A 21,428-nucleotide genomic window follows, 5' to 3' on the forward strand; every position below is an offset into this window, starting at 1 on the left:
AGGTGGCGCCCTTAAGCCATCCAATCGCGACGGAATCGCGACCGGCGGCCGGCGCTGGAAAAAAATGTTTGTCGTCAAACGAGAAAGCGCTCAGCCTTCCTCGCAGGCGACGTCGCCGAGCCGGTCGTCGGCCTCGACCAGACCGCCGGTGCGGCGCTCCAGCGCCTGCGAGGCGACGCACAGGCCGAGCGCGCCGACCGCCAGCGCGGCGCCGACCCAGGGCAGGTCCGCATAGCCGATGCCGAAGGTGATCGCCGCCCCGCCGATCCACGCGCCGGCGGCGTTGCCGAGGTTGAACGCGCCCTGGTTGAGTGTCGAGGCGAGGTTGGGCGCGCCCACCGCCGCGTCGACGACGCGCATCTGGATCGGCGCGACGACGGCGAAGACCAGGATGCCCCAGACGAAGATGGTGGCGACGGTGGCGACGTCGAAAGGGCTGACGAACACCAGCACCACCAGCACCGCCGCGAGGCCGATGAAGGTGCCCATCAGCGAGGGCATCAGCCGCCAGTCGGCGAGCTTGCCGCCCAGCAGATTGCCGATGGTGATGCCCACCCCGAACAGCAGCAGCACATAGGTGACGGCGTGCGGGGTGAAGCCGGTGACGTCGCGCAGCAGCGGCGCGATATAGGTGAACACCGAGAACAGGCTGGCCGAGGCCATCACGCTCATCAGCATGGTCAGCACCACCTGCGGGCGCTTCAGCACCGCGAACTCGCGGATGATGTTGCCCGAGGAATGGGGAATGGCGCGCGGCACCCACAGCGCGATGGCGGTGACCGCGAGAATGCCGATCAGCACCACCGCCCAGAAGGTGGAGCGCCAGCCCAGCGCCTGGCCGAGCGCGGTGCCCAGCGGCACGCCCAGCACATTGGCCAGCGTCAGCCCGGCGAACATCAGCGCGATGGCGCTGGCGCGCTGCTTCGGCGGCACGAGGCTCGCTGCCACCACCGCGCCGATGCCGAAGAAGGCGCCGTGGCAGAAGGCGGTGACGACCCGCGCACCCATCAGGAACCAGTAGTCCGGCGCGATGGCGCAGAGGAAATTGCCCACCACGAACATGCTGGCGAGGCCGATCAGCGTGCCCTTGCGCGGCAGCGAATTGGTGATGATGGCGACGATCGGCGCGCCGACGACGACGCCCAGCGCATAGCCCGTCACCAGCAGCCCGGCGGCGGGAATGGTCACCGAAAGGTCGGCGGCGACCTCCGGCAGCAGGCCCATGATGACGAATTCGGTGGTGCCAATGCCGAAAGAGGCCATGGCAAGGGCCAACAGCGGAAGCTGCATCGCGGAAGCTCTGGGTGTCGAGATAGGCGGTCGCTGCCGGATTAGCAGCGCGATTCACCCAAGCATATGCACGTTGCATTGCAGTGCAGCAACAAAGCCCGGCGCGCGGCAGCCATGCAGTGCGCTCGCAGCGGCGGTCTCGCGTCAGCCGCCGGTAAGGCTCATATGGCGGCGCACGGCCGGCGCCTGGCCGGGGCGGTCGATCACGAAATCGTGCCCCTTCGGCTTGCGGAAGATGGCGTCGTCGAGCACCGCGTGCAGCTTCTCGTCGCCCTCGGAGGCGCGCAGGGGGCTGCGAAGGTCCGCCGCGTCCTCCTGGCCGAGGCACATATAGAGCGTGCCGGTGCAGGTGACGCGCACCCGGTTGCAGCCCTCGCAGAAATTATGCGTCAGCGGGGTGATGAGGCCGAGCTTGCCGCCGGTCTCCTTGATCGAGACGTAGCGCGCCGGGCCGCCGGTGCGGAAGGCGATGTCCTCCAGCGTCCAGCGCTCGGCCAGCTGGGCGCGCACGGTGGAAAGCGGCAGGTACTGGTCGACGCGCTCCGAACCGGTTTCCCCAAGCGGCATGACCTCGATCAGCGAGACATCCATGCCGCGCCCATGCGCCCATTCGATGAGCGCGGGAATCTCGTGCTCGTTCTCGCCGCGCAGCGCCACGGCGTTGAGCTTCACATGGATGCCGGCGTCCTGCGCCGCGTCGATGCCGGCCAGCACCTTGCCGAGGTCGCCCCAGCGGGTGAGGGCGCGGAACTTCGCCGGGTCCAGCGTGTCGAGCGAGACGTTGATGCGCTTCACGCCGCAATCGGCCAATTCCTTGGCGAAGCGGGCGAGCTGCGAGCCATTGGTGGTCAGCGTCAGCTCTTCCAGCGCGCCGGAATCGAGATGGCGGCTGATCGAGCGGAACAGGGTCATCACATCGCGGCGCACCAGCGGCTCGCCGCCGGTGAGGCGCAGCTTCTTCACGCCACGGGCCACGAAGGCGGAGCACAGCCGGTCCAGCTCTTCCAACGTCAGCAATTCGGGCTTGGGCAGGAAGGTCATGTGCTCGGACATGCAGTACACGCAGCGGAAATCGCAGCGGTCGGTGACCGAGACGCGCAGATAGGTGACGGCGCGGCCGAACGTGTCGACGAGCGGCGCGCGCGGCGCCTCGCGCTGGATCCGGTCGATGACGGCTTCGTCGCTGATCACGCTGTCGCTCCCGCGCGCAAAGGCGCTTTTTCTTCAGTCTGTTTCTAATGGTCGGCACGCCGCGTGCCAAGGCGCCGGGCCCTATGGGGCGATAGCCTAACCCATTCGTGACAGGCCTTCCCGCAAGGACCGGGCGGAACCGACAGGCGCGCGGCCTGCGCTTGGCGAAAGCACCATGTCTGTCTATGTGGGGATGAACGCGAAGAGAGGAAGACGCCCGTGACCGACGCCGCCATCTGGCCGACCGAGATCAAGGTCCACAAGGACCGCCGTGCGCTGACCATCGCCTTCGAGGACGGGGCGAGCTTCAACCTGCCGGCAGAGCTGCTGCGGGTGGAGAGCCCTTCCGCCGAGGTGCAGGGCCATTCGCCGGCCGACCGCCAGCTCGTGGCGGGCAAGCGCGAAGTGCGCATCGACGAGGCGATTCCCGTCGGCAATTACGCGGTGCGGCTGATCTTCGACGACGGCCATTCCACCGGCATCTTCACCTGGGACCTGCTGCACACGCTCGGCCGCGAGCAGGAGATGCGCTGGACGCGCTATCTGCAGGAGCTGGCCTCGAAGAACCTCTCGCGCGACGCACCGGGTGCCGTGCGGCGGCATTGACCGGACAATGCCGGCCGCGCCCCGCGCAGGCGCCGACGCTCAGTTGTCCTGTCGTTCAAGAGACGATCCCGGAGCGGCCTTCCGGCTGTCCGGGATGCGCCTTCGGGTCAGTTCAGCACGACGACCTGGGTGCCGACGCGGACCCGGTCATACAGGTCGGTCACGTCGTCATTGGTCATGCGGAAGCAGCCGGACGACACCGCCTGGCCGATCGTCTCCGGCTCGTTGGAACCGTGGATGCGGTACAGCGTCGAGCCGAGATACATGGCGCGGGCGCCGAGCGGGTTGTCGATGCCGCCGGGCATGTAGCGCGGCAGGTCGGGGCGGCGCTGCAGCATCTGCGCCGGCGGCGTCCAGCCCGGCCACTCGGCCTTGCGGGTAATGGTCTTGACCCCGCCCCAGCGGAAGCCGTCGCGGCCGACGCCGATGCCGTACTTCACCGCCGTGCCATTGTCCTGCACCAGATAGAGCCGGCGTTCCGCCGTGTTCACCACGATCGTGCCCGGCTTGTACTTGCCATAATATGGCACCACCTGCCGGCGGATCGAGGAGGCGCCGCTCACCGGCCCGTTGCCGAAATTCGACGGCCGGAGGAAGCTGAAGAACGAGGGTTTGGTCGAACTCTGCGCCATGGCGGGGAGGGTGCCCGCCAGCGTCACTGCGGCCAGCGCCATGGCGGCCATTGTCTTCAATCGCATCGTAAGCCCCATAGAATGCCCTTCCCGCCCGCGCGAATGCGATCGGAGAATCGGCTGCACCGGCGAAATGTGCCGGCCGCGGCGCCCAGTATGCGGCGAAAATCCGCAGCCTGCCGTCATCCTGGTAGGCGAAGGTAAATTTGTGTGACGCTATGGCAATGCGGCCACAGGCCTGCCGCTCATGGCGGGGCCTCGCCCGGCGGCCCCGGTGCGGCGGGCGGGCGGGGCGCGAAGATGAGGTCGCTCACCGGCCGGCCGAAGAAGTCCACCCCGGCCTTGGTGAAATGCGAGCTGTCATGCTGCAGCGGCTCGCCCTCCACCATCAGCGGGCAGGAGGCGTCGCCGCAGGCGGCATCGAAGACGGAGATATAGGTGACGGCGGCATTGCCGGCGAAATGCGCGCGCAGCGCCTGGTCGTTGCGCCGCGAGACCGGCAGCGTGTCGCCCCGTGCCGCGGTGTCGGCATCGCCGGCCATGGCGCGGCGGGCCAGCAGCTTGGGCACCGCGTCGCGGTAGATCGGCACCGGGCCGATGACCACCACCCGCATGCCCTCGCGGGCGAAGGCCTCGATGGCCCGGTCGAGCGCCGGCGAAGGCGTGTCGATGCCGCCGAGCACCAATATGTCGGGCTTGTTCGCCTGCACCCAGTCGCGCGCAAAGGCGTTCATCGCCTCGCAGAATGGCAGGCGGAACGTGTCGGTGTCGAGCGCCGGCGGGCAGGCGGCGCCGGTGATCTGCCCCACCGCATAGCCGCGCGCGCGGCCGGCCTCGATGATGGCATTGATGAAATGGGCGACATGGCTGCTGCCCCACACCAGCACGGAGGGGTGGGTGGTGGGCAGGCATTCCGGCTTGATGGCGAGCTTCGCCTGGAAGAACGGCGTGAAGCACAGGCCCTGCCGGAACACCGCGTCGCCCTTGTAGAAGGAATAGTCGGCGATGCGCCGCACCTCGGGATCGAGCCGCATTGGCAGGCCGCGCGTGGCGATGGTGACCTGCGCGAAGCCCGCCAGCGCCAGCGTGCCGGCCAGCGTGGCGCCGACCAGAACCTTCGGCGTGAACCGGGCGCGGTTGAGCCGCACCGGCTGCTCGACGAAGCGGTAGGAGAGCCAGCCCAGCAGGATGGAGAGCGCCACGCCGCCGATGAGGAAGGGCAGCGGCGACACCGGGCCCAGCCATTCCTTGCCGAGCGACACCAGCGGCCAGTGGACGAGATAGAGCGAATAGGAAATACGGCCGAAGAACACCATCCCCCGGCTGCCCAGCACCCGCGTCGGCAGGCTCGGACCCCGCTCGCCGCCCCAGATCACCAGCGCGGCACCAATGCATGGAATGAGCGCCAGCAGACCGGGGAAGGGCGAGGACGAACTGAGCGCCACCATTCCGCCGATCACCAGCGCGCAGCCGGCCGACACCGCGATCAGGCGGGTGGCGCGGCCTTCGGGGAAGGGCAGGAAGGGCAGCGCCAGCGCCGCGCCGATCAGCATCTCGAAGGCACGGAAGGGCAGCAGGAAATAGGCGGCGGCCGGGTCGTGCGCGAGCATCATCTGGCTGGCCACCAGCGAGGCGAGCAGCATCGCCAGCACGATCCAGCCAAAGGCCCGCAGCCCCAACCGGCGGCAGCCCAGCACGAGCGCCGGGAAGACGAGGTAGAACTGCTCCTCCACCGCCAGCGACCAATAGTGCAGCAGCGGCATTTCCCGCGCCGCCGGCCCGAAATAGTCGGTGCGCTCGAAGAAGAAGAAATTGCCGGCGGCGAACACCGACCACAGCACCGAGCGGCCGAAGATCAGCATCTCGCGCGGCAGCAGGATCAGCGCCGCGAAGAGCGCTGTAACGGCGGTGACCACCAGGAAGGCCGGCGCGATGCGGCGGATGCGCCGCTCATAGAAGCCGAGAATCGAGAACCGGCCTTCCGCCACGTCGGCATAGATCGATTTCGAGATCAGGAAGCCGGAGATGACGAAGAACACGTCGACGCCGGTGAAGCCGCCCGGCAGCCAGCCCGCGCCGAAATGATAGAGCACGACGCCCAGCACGGCGACGGCGCGCAGGCCGTCAATATGGGCGCGATAGCGCAGAGGATGATGCACGGCAGTCCGCAGGCTGGTGGGGGAGGGTGACGGCGCCGGCATTATGACCGCGCCGGCGAGGCCGGGCACGTTCCCCCGCCCGGCGGAACGCAATAGGGCCGCAGGTGTGGCCGGGCGGACATAGCGGCAGCGCCCGGCCTCATGGCGTCGCCGCCGGCGGCGCGGCGCCGAAGATCAGCGCGCCCAGCTTGTCGCCATAATAGGCCACGCCCTCGCGGGTGAAATGGGTGGGGTCGAACTGCAGCGGCGTGCCGTCCACCATCATCGGGCAGTTGTCGCCCGGGCACATGGCGAGGATGGAGACGAAGGTGACGTCGGGGTTGTCGCCGAAATGCGCCGCCATCAGCCGGTCGGCGCGCCGCGTGCCCTCGGTGAGGTCGTCATCGGCGAGGCGGCTCGCAGTGCCGCGATACATCCGCTCGGCCAGAATCTCCGGCGCCGGGCGCGTATATTGCGGCACCGGGCCGAGCAGCACCACGCGGATGCCCGCGCCATGCAGCCGGGCGAGATCCGCGTCGAGCTGCTTGAAATGGGCGGGCGAGTTCAGCGTGTCGCCGCCGATCACCACGATGCTGGGCTTGTGCTCCAGCAGCCAGTCGAAGGCGAAGCGGTTCAGCGTGTCGCACATCGGCGAGATGGAGGCATGCACCAAAGGCGGGCAGGCGGCACCGGTGATCTGGCCCACCGCATAGCCGTGCGCCTTGGCGATCGGCTCCAGCGCACCGATGAACTGCGCGACATGGCTGCTGCCCCACAGCACCAGGCTCGGCCGGCTCTCGGGCAGGCATTCCGGCTCCGGCCGGGGCTTGGGCCGGCGGTCATTGATGAAGCAGGTGCCGTCGCGCACCACCTCGCGGAAGGGGTAGCGGGTGAAGGCCAGCACGCGCTGGATCTCCGGGTCCAGCCGCTCGGGAAAGCCGCGATATTGCGAGGCCAGCGCGCCGAAGCCGATGAGCAGCAGGCCGCCCAAAGCCGTGCCGGCAAACACCACGCGCCGCGCGAACAGGGCGCGGTTCAGCCGCACCGGCTGCTCGACAAAGCGCCAGCACAGCCAGCCGAGCGCGGTCGAGAGCGCCACGCCGCCGATGAGGAAGGCCGGCGCCGGCAGGTCCGGCAGCAGCGGGCGGGCGAACACCACGATCGGCCAGTGCACGAGGTAGAGCGAATAGGAGATGGCGCCGAAGAACACCAGCGGGCGCAGCCCCAGGAGCCGCGCCGGCAGGCTCATGGTCCGCTCCCCGCCCCAGATCGCCAGCGCGGTGCCAAGGCACGGCACCAGCGCCAGCAGGCCGGGAAAGGGCGAGCGCTCGGTGATGAGCACCATGCCCGCGAGGATGAGCGCGAACCCGCCGGCCACCGCCGCCCCGCCGGTGCGGCGCTCCTGCGGAAACCACAGGCCCGGCAAGGCGAGCGCGGCGCCGACCAGCAGCTCGAAGGCGCGGAACGGCAGCAGATAGAACGCCGCCGCCGGGTTCAGCGGGCGGATGATCTCGCACGCCGCCAGCGAGGCGACGAGCAGCCCGAGCACCATCTGCCCCCGCGCCCGGGGAAAGAACCGCGCGCACAGCAGGATCAGCGCCGGGAACAGGAAATAGAACTGCTCCTCGACGCCGAGCGACCAGTAATGCAGCAGCGGCGTCTCCTCGGCCGAGGGGCCGAAATAATCCGTGCGCAGGTAGAAATAGACATTGCCGAAGGCCAGCACCGCCCAGATGAGCGAGCGGCCATAGGTCATCAGCTGGTTGGGAAAGAAGAGGAGGAAGGCGCACACGCTGGTCAGCGCGGTGACCACGAAGAAGGCCGGCGCGATGCGCCGCATCCGCCGCTCATAGAAGCCGAAAATCGAGAAGCTGCCCGCCTCCATGTCGGCATAGATCGACTTGGTGATGAGGAAACCGGAAATGACGAAGAACACGTCGACGCCGATAAAGCCGCCCGGCAGCCAGTTCGCGCCGAAATGGAACAGCACGACGCCGAGCACGGCGATGGCGCGCAGTCCGTCAATATGGGCGCGGTAGCGCAGATGATGATGCACGGATGGCGGGCTCGTTCAGGCGGAAACCACGACCATTATGGCCACCCGGCAGCACGGGCAAGGGGACGCGCGATAGGATGCGCCACAGGACGCGCCGAAGCGCACGTCAGAACAGGCTGCCCTGCTCGGGCGCGGCCGGCGGGCGCGGCGCGGCGGGCGGCGCTGCGTTTGCGGGTCCCGGCGGCGGGTCTTCCTTGGCCGCGCCCTGCGCGACGATGACGAGGCTCTCATCCGGCAAGGGCCGCTGCAGGGCGCGGGCCTCGTTCCACGGCGCCCGCAGCCAGATGTCGCGCTCCTCGGCGGTGGTGAGGATCACCGGCATCGCCTTGGGATGGATCGGCTCGACCACGCCATTGGGCGCGCAGGTGAGAAAGCCGAACAGCTCGTGCTGGCCTTCCACCGGCGCCGCCTTGGTGCCGCGCGTGCCGGTCCAGCCTGTCCACAGGCCGGCGAAGAAGGCGAGCGGGCGCTCCTCGTTGAGCGCGAACCACACCACATCCTTGCGCCCCGTCGCCGGGTTCGGCACGGGCGCATATTCGGAAAAGCTGGTGAACGGCACGAGGCAGCGATGCGCCGGCCCGCTCCACGCCCGCCAATGCGGCGAGGCGAGGTTGCGGATATTGGTCACCGGCGGTCCCCCGACCTGGGGCGGCGAGGGCATGCCCCAGCGCGCCAGCACCAGCTCGCGCATGCCTAGCGGGTCCGTGCGCACGATAGGGGCGGGGAAATCCGGGAAGATGCCGGGCTGCGGCGGCAGGTTGCCGGCAAGGTTGCGCAGCGTGCCGACAAGATCGGTGATCGCGCGGAGATTCGAATGATGGCTGTAGAGGTTGCACATGAGGGCGTTCCGAACGGCGCGAAGGCCGTCGCCATCCCCGCGCAGAGGCGATGGATGGTGGGCGATGCAGGGATTGAACCTGCGACCCCTCCCGTGTGAAGGGAGTGCTCTCCCGCTGAGCTAATCGCCCGTCGGCCTCGGCGGGTTACCCCGAGGCCAGCGCCATCGCGGCGGGATGTAGTGTGTCCGCGCCCCGGGTGTCAAGCGGGCTCGCACCGTCACCCACGGCTGAGTAGGCGCTCGACCGTTTCCACCAGCAGCCCGTAATGCGCGATGAACACGTCGGCGCCCAGTTCCTCGGCCGGGGTTTCGGTGTAGCCGAAGGGCACGACGATGGACGGCACATTGGCATTCTTCGCTGCCAGCACGTCGGTCAGGCTGTCGCCCACCATGATGGCGCGGGTGGGCACGCCGCCGGCACGCTCGATGGTGCCGAGCAGGTGCCCGGCGTCCGGCTTGTGGACCGCGAAGGTGTCGGCACCGGCGATCACGGCGAAGCGGTCGGTGAGTTCCAGCCGGTCGAGCAGCAGGCGCGAGAGATATTCCAGCTTGTTGGTGCACACGGCGAGCACATGCCCCCGCGCGGAAAGCTCGTCCAGCGCCTCGATGAGGCCGGGGAAGGGGCGCGAGGAATCGGCGATATGCGCGGCGTAATGGGCAAGGAAGCTCTCATACAGCTTCTCGAATTCCGGCGGCGCGACGGTGATGCCGGCGGCGGTGAGGCCGCGATTCACCAGCGCCTTGGCGCCGGCGCCGATCATCTTGCGGGTTTCCTCGCGCGGCAGGCGGGCGGCGCCCACCTCGTCGAGCACGATGTCGAGCGTGTCGAGCAGGTCGGGGGCGGTGTCGACAAGGGTGCCGTCGAGGTCGAAGGCGATGACGGCGGGAGGCGGGGAGGCTGTCATGACAATTTCCGTGGATTGTGACGGGAAACGGCGCCTGCCCGCCGCCGCGAGACGGACTTGCACGTTAGGCCTACAATCCTGCCGCTTTTGCTGTCCAGCGTGCCGCGTCCATCGGGCGCAGCGGACGAGACCGTCACGCGGCGGGAAGATGGTATCCGAGGCCTATCTGGGGTGTTCCGGCGATGAAGGTGATGATGCAGGGCTGGCTGACGACCGCGGCGGGTGCCGCCTTGATGTTCGCTATGCTGGCGGGAGTTCCGGCCAAGGCGCAGGACGCGGCGCCGGCCGCGGCTCAGGGCGAGTCCGCTGCCGGCGGGGCGACCGGCCCGTTCGTGTTCGCGGCGCCGCCTTCGGCACAGGCGAACCGGCTTTATTCGGTCAATATGCGCAATGGCGAGGTCAATGCCTGCCAGTTCGAGCGCCCGGAGGGCAGTCTCGTCGGCGTCACCCGCTGCTTCCGGCGCGATGCCAGCGCGCAGGCGGGGGCACCCGGCACCTATGACATCATGTCGACCCGCTACTCCGGCGAGACCGGCATTTTCCGCGTCAATGCCGGGACCGGGCAGATGAGCGTCTGCTATGTCCGCGACATGCCGAAGGACGGCGGCGGGGTCGAGCCTGCGGTGGTCTGCACGCCGCCTTCCACCCAATGATCGACGGGGGCGGCGCTGCGCCGGGGGGGCTCGCGGGCTTGTCCGCGCGGCCCAAGGGCGCTACGCACGAGTAGAAGCTGGAAGCGCTCAAAGGCAGGGGCCACGCGACGACCATGTCCGACGCAGACAACCTCAAGAGACTGGCCGCCGCGCAGGCGCTGGAATATGTGCGCTCGGGCATGAAGCTCGGCCTCGGCACCGGCTCGACCGCGCGGCATCTCGTCGACCTTCTCGCCCTGCGCATGAATGACGGGCTGGAAGTGGTCGGCGTGCCCACCTCCGAGGCCACCCGCGCACAAGCCGAGAGCCTCGGCATTCCGCTGGGCACGCTGGACGAACATCCCGTGCTCGACCTGTGCATCGACGGCGCCGACGAGGTCGGGCCGGACCTGACCCTGATCAAGGGCGGCGGCGGCGCGCTGCTGCGCGAGAAGATCGTCGCCTCGGCCGCCAAGCAGATGATCGTCATCGCCGACGCGTCGAAGAAGGTCGAGGTGCTCGGCACCTTCCCGCTGCCGATCGAGGTGGTGGATTTCGGCGTCGCTTCCATCCGCCGGGGCATCGACCGCGCCGCCCGCGCTGCGGGCTGCCATGGCCTTCTGACCCTGCGCCGCCGGCCGGACGGTCATGTTTTCGTCACGGATCAGGGACACCTGATCCTTGATGCCGCCTATCACAGCATCGCCAACCCGACCGCGCTTGCCGCCGAGCTCTCCACTGTGCCGGGCGTGGTGGAGCATGGCCTTTTCATCAATCTGGCGAGCCGCGTCATTCTCGCGGGCGCCGGCGGCGTGACAGTCATTGATCGCGCATGAACGCAGTTCGCAGGGAGACTTTCATGCAGCTTGATAGTGCAGCAGCGCTTGCAGCGCGTTTTGCAGGCGCGGCGCTGGTGCTGGGCCTCGCCGGTGCGGCTCCCGCTTTGGCGCAGGACACCGCCCCCTTCCAGATCGCCCAGGCGGCCACCCCGGCGGTGCCCGAGCCCAACGCCGAGCAGATGAAGCTCGCCAATGAACTCCTCGTCGCCAATGGCGAAGCCAGCAGCTTCGACGCGGTGATCCCCAACGTGGTGGAGCAGACGGCGGCCGGCTTCGTGCAGGCCAACCCGGACCTGATTCGCGACCTGCGCGAAGTCGCCAAGCAGCTCTCGGCGCAATATGAGAGCCGCCGCACCGAGATCGTCCAGATCCTCGCCAAAATCTACGCCACCCAGTTCACCACCCAGGAACTGAAGGACCTTCTGGCCTTCTACCGCTCGCCGGCGGGCGAGAAGCTGGTGGCCAAGCGCGAGGAACTGCTCAAGGTTGGTTTCAGCAGCATCCAGGCCTGGAGCGCCACCTTCGCGCGCGAGATGGACGGCCGGGTGCGCGAAGAGATGAAGAAGCGCGGCTTCACCATCTGATTGTTACGCTCTGATTTTGAAAGAGAAATGCCCGGCTCGCGCCGGGCATTTTCGTGTGTGCGGCCGGCCGCTCAGTCCTCGTCGGCGCCGACCGGCGCCTTGCGGCCGGTGATGACGTAGAACAGCAGCGGCCCGAACAGGGCGAGGGCGGACAGCGCGTAGAGCGTCAGCGCCACCGGGCTCTGGAACAGCACGAACGGATCGCCGACGCTGATGGCCAGCGCGCGGCGCAACTGCTGCTCGGAGAGCGGGCCGAGGATCAGGCCCACCACGACCGGGGCGATCGGGTAGTCGTAGCGGCGCAGCACGTAGCCCAGCAGGCCGAAGATCAGCAGCATGCCCAGTTCGATCAGAGATGGGTTCGCGCCCAGCGTGCCGAGCGTGGCGAACACCAGGATGCCGCCATAGAGCCAGGGGCGCGGAATCGCCAGCAGGCGCACCCACAATCCCACGAGCGGCAGGTTCAGCACCAGCAGCATGCCGTTGGCGATGAACAGGCTGGCGATCAGGCCCCAGACCAGATCGGGGTTGGTGGCAAACAGCAGCGGGCCGGGGTTCATGCCGTATTGCTGGAAGCCGGCGAGCATGATGGCGGCGGTCGCCGAGGTCGGCAGGCCGAGGGTGAGCAGCGGCACCAGCACGCCGGCCGCCGCCGCGTTGTTCGCCGCCTCCGGCCCGGCAACGCCTTCGATGGCGCCGTTGCCGAACTCGTCCGGCTTGCGGCACAGGCGCTTCTCCAGCGCATAGGACAGGAAGGTCGGGATTTCCGCGCCGCCCGCCGGCATGGCCCCGATGGGGAAGCCGAGGAAGGTGCCGCGCAGCCAGGGCTTCCACGAGCGCTTCCAGTCCTCGCGGGTCATGAACACCGAGCCCTTCACCGGCTCGATGATCTCGTCGGCGCGGGCGCCCGCCGCCACCACGGAGAGCGTCTCGCCGATGGCGAACAGGGCGACGGCGAGCGTGGTCACCTCCACGCCGTCGAGCAGGTCGGGCACGCCGAAGGACAGGCGCGCCTGCCCGCTCTGCAGATCGATGCCGATGAGGCCGAGCGAGAGGCCGATGAACAGGCTGGTGAGCCCGCGCGTCACCGACGAGCCGAAGGCCGCCGACACGGTGGTGAAGGCCAGCACCATCAGCGCGAAATAGTCCTCCGGGCCGAAGGAGATGGCGAGGTCGACCACGGTCGGCGCCACCAGCGCCAGCCCGATCGTGGCGATGGTGCCGGCCACGAAGGAGCCGATGGCGGCGGTGGCGAGCGCCGGCCCGCCACGCCCGGCGCGGGCCATCTTGTTGCCCTCCAGCGCCGTGACGATCGACGAGCTTTCTCCCGGCGTGTTGAGCAGGATGGAGGCGGTGGAACCGCCATACATGCCGCCATAATAGATGCCGGCGAACATGATGAGCGAGCCGGCCGGGTCGAGCTTGAAGGTGATCGGCAGCAGCAGCGCGACGGTCAGCGCCGGCCCGATGCCGGGCAGCACCCCGACGGCGGTGCCGAGCATGACGCCGACAAACGCGAAGAGGAGATTTATCGGCTGGAGGGCGACCATCACCCCGGAGCCGAGGGCGGCGAACGTGTCCATGGGTGCCTCCTCAGATCAGCCGTTCGAGGGGGCCGGCCGGCAGCGCGAGCTGCAGTCCCTTGGCGAAGACGACATAGATGACGAAGCACATCACCGCCCCGACGAGGAAGTGCTTCCACACCGGCCCGCGCCCGAAGCCCTTTGCGGTGGCGGCGAACAGCCATCCGGTGGCGATCGCGAAGCCGGCGCCGAAGGCCAGCAGCACGATCTGGCCGATCAGTCCCGCCAGCACCCAGGCCATGGGCCCGACCTCGTCGCGCGGGCGCTGCTGCGCGCCCTCGCGCACGGCCTCGACGGCATTGGCCAGCGCCAGCAAGGCGAGGCCGCCGGCGATGATGGCGGGGAACGCCTCCGGCCCCACGGCCGAATAGGAGTTGATCCCGGAGAGCCGCCACGCATCCCAGCCGACCACGAGGGCCAGCACGGCGAGGGCGAAGGCGATGACGAAGCGGGCCTTGTCGGGGCCGGCGGTGGAGGTGGGGCGGGAATCGCTCATCAGCGGGAGCTCCGGGGTGTCGGAACGAAAGACTCCCCCGCGGCACGCCGCGAGGGAGTCTCGGATCGGTCGTGAAGGCAGCGTCCCTTACTGGGCGAGGCCGATATCCTTCAGGATGGTCTGGGTGGCGGTAATGTCCTTGGCGAGCTGGGCGTCGAATGCCTCGCCGGCGAGGTACGTGTTGGCCCAGCCCTTCTGCGCCAGCATCTCGGTCCACGCCTTGGACTTCACCATCTTCTCGATGGTCTGGGAGAGTTCCTGCTTCTGCTCCGGCGTGATGCCCGGCGCGGCGGCGATCATGCGCCAGTTCTGGATTTCCACGTCGACGCCGGATTCCTTGAAGGTCGGCACGTCGGGGGCTTCCGGCAGGCGCGCGGCGCTGGACACGCCGAGAATGCGCAGCTTGCCCGCCTTCGCCTGCGCGTCATATTCCGACAGGCTGGAAATGCCGACCGTGACCTTGCCACCGAGAATCGAGGCAAGCGATTCGCCGCCGCCGGAGAAGGCGATGTAGTTCACCATCCGCGGGTCGACGCCGATGGCCTTGGTGAACAGTCCGGCGGTGATGTGGTCGGTGCCGCCGGCCGAGCCGCCGGCCCAGGACACTTTACGCGGGTCCGCCTTCAGCGCCGCGACGAGATCGGCCAGCGACTTCAGCGGCGAATTCGTCGGCACCGCGATGGCCTCGTACTCGCCGGTGAGGCGAGCGATCGGCGTTACCTGCGACAGGTTGACCGGCGACTTGTTGGTGATGATGGCGCCGACCATGACGTAGCCGCCGACGATCAGGACGTTCGGGTCGCCCTTGCTGGAATTGACGAACTGGGCGAGACCGATGGTGCCGCCGGCGCCCGGGACGTTGAGAACCTGCACGTTCTCCACCAGCTTGTCAGACTGCAGCACATGCTGGATCGAACGCGCGGTCTGGTCCCAGCCGCCGCCGGGGGCGGCCGGCGCGACGATCTTCAACTCGTTGATTTCGGCAAAGGCGCCCCCCAAAGGAGCGGCGACGACGGCGGCGGCGAGCAGCGCCCCGCTGAGCAGATGTTTCATGGTTTCCTCCAAGAGACAGGGCGGCGGCACGTTCTACGCTGGCCGCCGCTTGGCACGCGGTGAGCGAAGCTAAGGCCGCTGCCCCCCCGATGTCGAGTTCGCCGGAAGGATGAGAGTTTGCGCACGCCAGCCATGCACCGCCTTGACGCGGGCGGCTGGCGGGGCGACATGCCACCAGCAATCGGGCGCGCAGTGGAGAGACCCATCATGGACCAGTTCGACGTCGACCTGTTCGTCATCGGTGGGGGATCGGGCGGCGTGCGTGCCGCGCGCATCGCGGCGGGTTATGGCGCCAAGGTAAAGATCGCCGAGGAATACCGGCTCGGCGGCACCTGCGTGATCCGCGGCTGCGTGCCCAAGAAGCTGTTCGTCTATGCCGCCCGCTTCGCCCACGAATTCGAGGATGCCGCGGGCTTCGGCTGGACCGTGGAAGGCGCCCGCTTCGACTGGCCGACGCTGATCGCCAACAAGGACAAGGAGATCGACCGGCTGGAAGGCGCCTACCGGGCCAATCTCGGCCGGGCGGGGGTGGAGATCGTGGCCCAGCGGGCCGTCATCGAAGGGCCGCACGCGGTTCGCCTCGCCGACGGCACGGCGGTGACCGCGCGCACCATTCTCATCGCCACCGGCGGGCGGCCCAATCACGGCCTCGATTTCCCCGGCTGCGCGCTCGGCATCTCCTCGAACGAGATCTTCCATCTCGAACGTTTCCCGCAGCGCATCGTCATCCAGGGCGCGGGCTATATCGCGCTGGAATTTGCCAGCCTGCTGGCGGGGCTCGGCGCCAAGGTCACCGTCGTCCACCGCGGCGACAAGCTGCTGCGCGGCTTCGACGAGGATATCCGCACCCGCCTCGTCGACGAGATGGCGGCAAATGGCGTGGAGTTCGCCTTCGGCGTCACCATCGAGGCCATCCATGAAAACGGCGCCGAGAAGCGCGTGAGCCTCAATGACGGCCGCGACCTGTTCGTCGACGAGGTGATGCTGGCCATCGGCCGGGTGCCGAACACCACCGGGCTCGGGCTGGAGACGGTGGGGGTGCATCTCGACGCCGCCGGCGCCATTGTGGTCGACAGCGTTTCGCGCACCAATATCGATTCCATCTATGCGGTGGGCGACGTGACCAACCGGGTGAACCTTACCCCGGTCGCCATCCGCGAGGGCCATGCTTTCGCCGACACGGTGTTCGGCAAGCGGCCCTGGCAGGTGAGCTATGACAACATCCCGACCGCCGTGTTCACCGAGCCGGAGATCGGCACGGTGGGGCTGAGCGAGCAGCAGGCGCGGGCGCAGGGCCGCCGGCTCGACATCTACCAGACCGATTTCCGCCCGCTGAAGGCGACGTTGTCGGGCCGCACCTCGCGTACCTTCATGAAGATCGTGGTCGACCAAGCCAGCGACAAGGTGCTGGGCGTCCACCTCATCGGCGAGGGCTCGGGCGAGATGGTGCAGATGGCGGCCATCGCGATGAATGTCGGCGCCACCAAGGCGGATTTCGACCGCACCATGGCGCTGCATCCCTCCAGCGCCGAGGAACTCGTCACGCTGCGCTCCAAGCACGCCACCAGCGATCCGCTTCCCGAGGCCTCCGCCGAGGCGACGCCGGCGCTGTAGGGCGTGGGAAGGCCGGGTGCAAAGAGCGCTGGGCGCGGCTGCAATGACGCACCGTCGCCGGCCTCTGGTCTTGCCGGGATGCTTGGGTGTATAAGGCCCGCCTTTCCCGCCGGGGACAAGCTCCGGCGGCGTATTACGCTTGTTGGAGGCCGTCATGTCTGATCGCTGGACGCCGGATAGCTGGAGGGCCTTGCCCGTTCAGCAGGTCCCGGATTATCCGGACGCCGGAGCCTTGGCTTCGGTGGAGCGTCAGCTTGCCACCTTTCCCCCGCTGGTTTTTGCAGGTGAAGCCCGCCGGCTGAAGCGCGAACTCGCCAAGGTGGCGAATGGCGAAGCCTTCCTTTTGCAGGGCGGCGACTGCGCCGAGAGCTTCGCCGAGCATTCGGCCGACAACATCCGCGATTTCTTCCGCGTCTTCCTGCAGATGTCGGTGGTGCTGACCTATGCCGGCGCCTCGCCGGTGGTGAAGGTTGGCCGCATTGCCGGCCAGTTCGCCAAGCCGCGCTCGGCGCCGATGGAGACCGTGGACGGCGTGGAACTGCCGTCCTATCGCGGCGACATCGTCAACGATATCGAGTTCACGCCGGAAGCCCGCATTCCCGATCCGCGCCGGCAGATCGAGGCGTACCGCCAGTCGGCGGCGACGCTCAATCTGCTGCGCGCCTTCGCCAATGGCGGCTATGCCAGCCTTGGCAATGCGCATCAGTGGATGCTCGGCTTCATCAAGGACTCACCGCAATCCGGCCGCTACCAGGCGCTGGCCGACCGCATCACCGAGGCGCTCGACTTCATGCGCGCCATCGGGCTCGACCCGGAGCACCATCCGGAAATGCGCTCGACCGACTTCTTCACCTCGCATGAGGCGCTGCTGCTCGGCTTCGAGCAGGCGCTGACGCGGGTGGATTCGACCACGGGCGACTGGTACGCGACCTCGGGCCACATGATCTGGATCGGCGACCGCACCCGCCAGGCCGACCACGCTCATCTCGAATATTGCCGTGGCGTGAAGAACCCGATCGGGCTGAAATGCGGCCCCTCGCTGAAGCCGGACGATCTGCTGCACCTGATCGACATGCTGAACCCGCAGAACGAGCCGGGCCGGCTGACGCTGATCGCCCGCTTCGGCGCCGACAAGGTGTTCGACAATCTTCCCGGCCTGGTGCGGGCGGTGAAGCGCGAGGGACGCTCGGTGGTGTGGTCGTGCGACCCGATGCACGGCAACACCATCAAGGCCGGCTCGGGCTACAAGACCCGTCCGTTCGAGAAGATCCTGAGCGAGGTGAAGGACTTCTTCTCCGTCCATGCGGCCGAGGGCACCTATGCCGGCGGCGTGCATCTGGAAATGACCGGCAAGAACGTCACCGAATGCACCGGCGGCGCGCGGGCGATCTCGGATGCGGACCTGAAGGACCGCTACCACACCTATTGCGACCCGCGCCTGAATGCCGAGCAGGCCATCGAGATGGCCTTCCTCGTCGCCGAGCTGCTGAAGCAGGCGCGCTCCGGCCGGGTGCGCCCGGCGTTCGAGGCCGCCGAATAGCGCCAGCGCGCCGGCAGGGCTTTGCCGGCCCCGCCAGACGGACTAGGAAGCACCGCGGCTCCCCGGAGGCGCGGTGTTTTCATTTGGGAGGTTGCCCGCGTGCCGCAGGGCCAGGCCGGACGTCAGGTCTTTCTCGACACCGAGAACGTGCGCGTGGTGCGCACCGCCGGCACGCGCAGCGACGTCGTCTTCGTCACCTTCGAGGCGCACCAGCTCAACCCCGACCTCGAGCGGGCCGGCTTTGGCGAGAAGTTCCTCAGCGACAACGGCTTCCCCGCCTATCATTTTCTCGCCAAGGACAATTTCTGGTTCCAGTACCCGGAGATGGAGGAGGTTCTGGCAGCCGTGCGGGCCGATATCGCGCCGGGGACCGAGATCGTCGCGTACAGCGTCAGCATGGGCGGCTATGCCGCCATCCGCTTTTCCGGGCTGCTCGGCATTTCGCGCATTCTCACCTTCTCGCCGCAATACAGCATCGACCCGAAAATCGTGCCGTGGGAGAAGCGCTGGGACCGGCTGTTCGACCGCCCGCGCCAGATCTTGTGGGAGCGGCTGAGCCTTCCGCGCGGCGTGCCGATCATTCTCTTCTACGACCCGCATAACCGCGACCGCCGGCATGTCCGGCTGCTTGCGCGTGTCGCCGACGTGGTGCGGGTGCGCGTGCCCTATGCCGGGCATGCCTCGATCACCGTGCTGATGCAGTCCGGCCTGCTCGGCCGCGTGGTGCTGGACGTCGCCGAGAACCGCTTCGATGCCGCCGCCTTCCAGCGCGAGCTGGCCGCCCATCTCGACCGCTCGCCGCTCTACCGGGAAAAGCGCGCGCGCAAGCGCGGCCGGCTGTTCCGCCGGCTCCGCGCCGCCCTCGTCGACCGTTTCGGGTGACCCCCGCCCGCTTTGGGCAACGCTGCGACCGATTTGCCGCATTCCCGCGCAATTGCGCAATCTTTGGAAATTGTGATTGTCGGGTAACGCCGCCGGCCGTTAGCGTGACCTCTCGCAAGAGGCCGCCCCGCGGCCAGCGGGAGTTGCGGCGTGCGTCAGGTCATCTTCGAGAGCGAGAACCTCAAGGTCGTCAAGGTTCCGGGCCATGACGACGAGACGGTGTTCGTGACCTTCGAATCGCTGCGCCCCGACCGGCCGGACGACCGCAAGGCCTTCGGCGAGGTGTTCTTCGCCAAGCGCGAGCGCACCGCCTACCATTTCATGCCGACCGGAAATTGCTGGTATCAATACCCGGAAATGCCCGAGGCGCTGGCCCGCGTGCGCGCCGACATCGCGGAGAGCGCGCGCGTCGTCACCTATGGCATGAGCATGGGCGGCTATGCGGCGCTGCGCTTTTCCGAGCCGCTGCGGGCGGATGTGGTCATCGCCTTCTCGCCGCAATACAGCATCGACCGCTGGCGGGTATGGTGGGAACGGCGCTGGGGCTCGGAAAGCCGCTCTGTGCTCTGGGACCGCCAGAAGCCACGCGCGGAAGCGGTCAAATATGTCTTCTACGATCCACTCAACCAGGACCGACGCCATATTCGCGGCCTGTCGCGCGAGGCGGAACTCGACCTCGTGCGCATCTATTTCAGCGGCCACGCCTCCATCACCTATGTGCAGGAATGCGGCCTGCTGGACAGCGCCGTGCTCGACATCGCCGAAGGGCGCTTCGATGCCGCGCGGTTCGAGCGCCGCATCTGGCAGCACCGGCTGGTCTCGGCGACCTATGAGAAGATAAGGCGGCGCAAGAGCACCGGGATTTTCCGGCGCCTGCGCTATGTCCTCATCGAGCGTCTGCTCGAACGCCGGCTCGGTACGGCGGACCGGGCGGAGCCGGCCGGGCTGCTGCCCGACCGCGCGGTGTAGGGTCTGCTTCGCCGCAGCGGGGATCAGTCCCAGCCTTCCAGCACGATCTTGCCGATGGAGCGCCCGCTTTCCAATTGCGCATGAGCGCGCCTGAGATTGGCGGCGGTGATGGTGCCGAGATTCGCGCCCAGCGTGGTGCGCACCGTGCCGGCATCCACGAGGCGCGCGACCTCGTCCAGTATCTCGTGCTGGCGGATCATGTCCGGGGTCTGGAACAGCGAGCGGGTGAACATCAGTTCCCAATGCAGCGACAGGCTCTTGCCCTTGAGCGGCAGCGCGTCGAGCGACGCTGGGTCATCGATGATGGCGATGCGGCCCTGCGGCTTGGCGCCCTTCACGATCTCCGCCCAATGCGTGTCGGTGTTGGTCAGCGTGTAGGTGTAGTCCACCAGCCCCAGCCCGGCCGAGTCGAGTTCGGCGCTCAGCGGGCGGGAGTGGTCGATGACGGCATGGGCGCCAAGGGTCTCGACCCAGGCGCGGCTCTCGGCACGCGAGGCGGTGCCGATGACGGTGAGGCGCGTCAGCTGGCGGGCGAATTGCACCGCCAGCGAACCGACGCCGCCCGCTGCGCCGATGATCAGCACGCTGCTGCCCTCGCCGCCGCTCATCGGCACCTGCAGCCGGTCGAACAGGCCTTCCCAGGCGGTGAGTGAGGTGAGCGGCAGGGCGGCAGCCTCCGCGAAGCTCAGCGAGGCCGGCTTGTGGCCGACGATCCGCTCATCGACGAGGTGCAACTCGGCATTGGTGCCGGGCCGGTTGAGGTCGCCGGCATAGAACACGTCGTCGCCGACCTTGAACAGCGTGACCTCCGTGCCGACGGCCTCCACCACGCCGGCGGCGTCCCAGCCGAGGATGACGGGCGCGGCGTCCGTGCCGGCGCGGCGCATCCGCACCTTGGTGTCGACGGGATTGACCGAGACGGCCTTTACCCGCACCAGCAGGTCGCGCGGGCCGGGGCTGGGCGCGGCAGTCTCGAAATCGAAAAGCGCCCGCTCCTCGGTGATCGGAAGGGACTGGATGTAGCCGATGGCCTTCATGAGAGGTCTCCTGCACCGCGTCCGCAGACGCGTGCCCGATGGTGTGACAATCTGATCTCCAATGTCGCGATGCGGGCGCCAAGCGCAAGAACGCACGAAATTGTCGGCAGGTATCGAAAATGTGAGTCCCTTTCCTCGACATGGTGGACGACCTAAATTCCCGTGGCACGAAGCGGAGACAGCCCATGGCGAGGCGTCATCAGGATTACGGATGCGGCGCGGGTTGCCCGGTCGAGGCAGCGCTGGAGATCATCGGCGCCAAATGGAAGGGCGGCATCGTCTATCACCTGCTCGCCGGCGAACTGCGTTACAGCGAACTGCGCCGGCGCATGCCCAATGTGTCGCCGCGCATCCTCGCCAAGGCCCTGCGCGAGCTGGAGGCGGACGGTGTGGTGGCGCGCGCGGTCTATCCCACCGTGCCGCCGCAGGTCGGCTATCGCCTCACCCCGGAGGGCGGGCGCCTGCGTACCGCAATCGAGGAACTGCACCGCTGGGGAAGCCGCCCGCGCGGGCTTTTCGACATTGCCGCGGAATGAGTTTGCG

Annotated in this window: 20 protein-coding genes and 1 tRNA gene; 9 read left to right on the forward strand and 12 right to left on the reverse strand. The window is 68.3% G+C overall.

The genetic code is table 11. The features are described from left to right. Positions 1-90: 90 nt before the first annotated feature. On the reverse strand, positions 91-1,290 hold the full coding sequence (locus tag ACQY76_RS14655; protein ID WP_428029473.1) for an MFS transporter: 1,200 nt from the start codon (positions 1,288-1,290) through the stop codon (positions 91-93). Between the two features lie 144 nt (positions 1,291-1,434). Next, positions 1,435-2,481 carry a GTP 3',8-cyclase MoaA gene (gene moaA / locus ACQY76_RS14660; RefSeq protein WP_428029474.1) on the reverse strand — a complete coding sequence of 349 codons (1,047 nt, stop codon included), beginning with the start codon at positions 2,479-2,481 and terminating at the stop codon, positions 1,435-1,437. A 219-nt stretch (positions 2,482-2,700) separates the two neighbouring features. Between moaA and ACQY76_RS14665 the strand changes: the two genes are divergently transcribed. After that, positions 2,701-3,087, forward strand: a complete 387-nt coding sequence (locus ACQY76_RS14665; protein ID WP_428029475.1) for a gamma-butyrobetaine hydroxylase-like domain-containing protein — start codon at positions 2,701-2,703, stop codon at positions 3,085-3,087. A 107-nt stretch (positions 3,088-3,194) separates the two neighbouring features. Here the strand turns inward: ACQY76_RS14665 and ACQY76_RS14670 are convergent, their stop codons facing one another. The 6 genes from ACQY76_RS14670 to ACQY76_RS14695 form a co-directional block, all read right to left on the reverse strand. Continuing rightward, positions 3,195-3,797, reverse strand: a complete 603-nt coding sequence (locus ACQY76_RS14670) for a L,D-transpeptidase (protein WP_428029476.1) — start codon at positions 3,795-3,797, stop codon at positions 3,195-3,197. 167 nt (positions 3,798-3,964) lie between these two features. Then, positions 3,965-5,878 carry an acyltransferase family protein gene (locus ACQY76_RS14675; protein ID WP_428029477.1) on the reverse strand — a complete coding sequence of 638 codons (1,914 nt, stop codon included), beginning with the start codon at positions 5,876-5,878 and terminating at the stop codon, positions 3,965-3,967. 139 nt (positions 5,879-6,017) lie between these two features. Continuing rightward, a complete protein-coding gene (locus ACQY76_RS14680; protein ID WP_428029478.1) occupies positions 6,018-7,913 on the reverse strand; it encodes an acyltransferase family protein in 1,896 nt (631 codons plus the stop codon). A 106-nt stretch (positions 7,914-8,019) separates the two neighbouring features. Further along, a complete protein-coding gene (locus ACQY76_RS14685; protein WP_428029479.1) occupies positions 8,020-8,751 on the reverse strand; it encodes an SOS response-associated peptidase in 732 nt (243 codons plus the stop codon). A 55-nt stretch (positions 8,752-8,806) separates the two neighbouring features. Then, a tRNA-Val gene (locus ACQY76_RS14690) sits at positions 8,807-8,881 on the reverse strand. A gap of 88 nt (positions 8,882-8,969) precedes the next feature. Then, the gene (locus ACQY76_RS14695) at positions 8,970-9,656 is read right to left on the reverse strand and encodes an HAD-IA family hydrolase (protein ID WP_428029480.1); all 687 of its coding nucleotides are present in this window, start codon (positions 9,654-9,656) and stop codon (positions 8,970-8,972) included. A gap of 182 nt (positions 9,657-9,838) precedes the next feature. On the opposite strand from ACQY76_RS14695, the gene ACQY76_RS14700 reads away from it, so the two are divergent. The 3 genes from ACQY76_RS14700 (at position 9,839) to ACQY76_RS14710 (ending at position 11,711) form a co-directional block, all read left to right on the forward strand. After that, on the forward strand, positions 9,839-10,309 hold the full coding sequence (locus tag ACQY76_RS14700; protein WP_428029481.1) for a hypothetical protein: 471 nt from the start codon (positions 9,839-9,841) through the stop codon (positions 10,307-10,309). 113 nt (positions 10,310-10,422) lie between these two features. Continuing rightward, positions 10,423-11,124 carry a ribose-5-phosphate isomerase RpiA gene (gene rpiA, locus ACQY76_RS14705; RefSeq protein WP_428029482.1) on the forward strand — a complete coding sequence of 234 codons (702 nt, stop codon included), beginning with the start codon at positions 10,423-10,425 and terminating at the stop codon, positions 11,122-11,124. A gap of 23 nt (positions 11,125-11,147) precedes the next feature. Next, complete coding sequence (locus ACQY76_RS14710; protein ID WP_428029483.1) at positions 11,148-11,711, forward strand: DUF2059 domain-containing protein; 564 nt, start codon at positions 11,148-11,150, stop codon at positions 11,709-11,711. 71 nt (positions 11,712-11,782) lie between these two features. Here ACQY76_RS14710 and ACQY76_RS14715 read toward each other — a convergent pair whose 3' ends face one another. From ACQY76_RS14715 to ACQY76_RS14725, 3 genes are all read right to left on the reverse strand, one after another. Next, positions 11,783-13,294, reverse strand: a complete 1,512-nt coding sequence (locus ACQY76_RS14715; RefSeq protein ID WP_428029484.1) for a tripartite tricarboxylate transporter permease — start codon at positions 13,292-13,294, stop codon at positions 11,783-11,785. A 10-nt stretch (positions 13,295-13,304) separates the two neighbouring features. Then, positions 13,305-13,790, reverse strand: a complete 486-nt coding sequence (locus ACQY76_RS14720; protein WP_428029485.1) for a tripartite tricarboxylate transporter TctB family protein — start codon at positions 13,788-13,790, stop codon at positions 13,305-13,307. Positions 13,791-13,877: 87 nt separating this feature from the next. Next, positions 13,878-14,843: a Bug family tripartite tricarboxylate transporter substrate binding protein gene (locus tag ACQY76_RS14725; protein ID WP_428029486.1), complete on the reverse strand. Its 966-nt coding sequence runs from the start codon at positions 14,841-14,843 to the stop codon at positions 13,878-13,880. A gap of 207 nt (positions 14,844-15,050) precedes the next feature. On the opposite strand from ACQY76_RS14725, the gene gor reads away from it, so the two are divergent. From gor to ACQY76_RS14745, 4 genes are all read left to right on the forward strand, one after another. Continuing rightward, the gene (gor, locus tag ACQY76_RS14730) at positions 15,051-16,457 is read left to right on the forward strand and encodes a glutathione-disulfide reductase (RefSeq protein WP_428029487.1); all 1,407 of its coding nucleotides are present in this window, start codon (positions 15,051-15,053) and stop codon (positions 16,455-16,457) included. Between the two features lie 154 nt (positions 16,458-16,611). Beyond that, positions 16,612-17,997, forward strand: coding sequence for a class II 3-deoxy-7-phosphoheptulonate synthase (locus tag ACQY76_RS14735; protein WP_428029488.1), 1,386 nt, complete (start codon positions 16,612-16,614; stop codon positions 17,995-17,997). 99 nt (positions 17,998-18,096) lie between these two features. Then, the gene (locus tag ACQY76_RS14740; protein ID WP_428029489.1) at positions 18,097-18,879 is read left to right on the forward strand and encodes an alpha/beta hydrolase; all 783 of its coding nucleotides are present in this window, start codon (positions 18,097-18,099) and stop codon (positions 18,877-18,879) included. Positions 18,880-19,029: 150 nt separating this feature from the next. Next, a complete protein-coding gene (locus ACQY76_RS14745; protein WP_428029490.1) occupies positions 19,030-19,848 on the forward strand; it encodes an alpha/beta hydrolase in 819 nt (272 codons plus the stop codon). A gap of 23 nt (positions 19,849-19,871) precedes the next feature. On the opposite strand, the gene ACQY76_RS14750 is transcribed toward ACQY76_RS14745, so the two are convergent. Continuing rightward, the gene (locus ACQY76_RS14750) at positions 19,872-20,885 is read right to left on the reverse strand and encodes a zinc-binding alcohol dehydrogenase family protein (protein ID WP_428029491.1); all 1,014 of its coding nucleotides are present in this window, start codon (positions 20,883-20,885) and stop codon (positions 19,872-19,874) included. A gap of 185 nt (positions 20,886-21,070) precedes the next feature. On the opposite strand from ACQY76_RS14750, the gene ACQY76_RS14755 reads away from it, so the two are divergent. Beyond that, positions 21,071-21,421 carry a winged helix-turn-helix transcriptional regulator gene (locus ACQY76_RS14755; protein WP_428029492.1) on the forward strand — a complete coding sequence of 117 codons (351 nt, stop codon included), beginning with the start codon at positions 21,071-21,073 and terminating at the stop codon, positions 21,419-21,421. Positions 21,422-21,428: the final 7 nt, after the last annotated feature.

Source organism: Ancylobacter sp., from assembly GCF_965279025.1.
Lineage (GTDB): Bacteria > Pseudomonadota > Alphaproteobacteria > Rhizobiales > Xanthobacteraceae > Ancylobacter.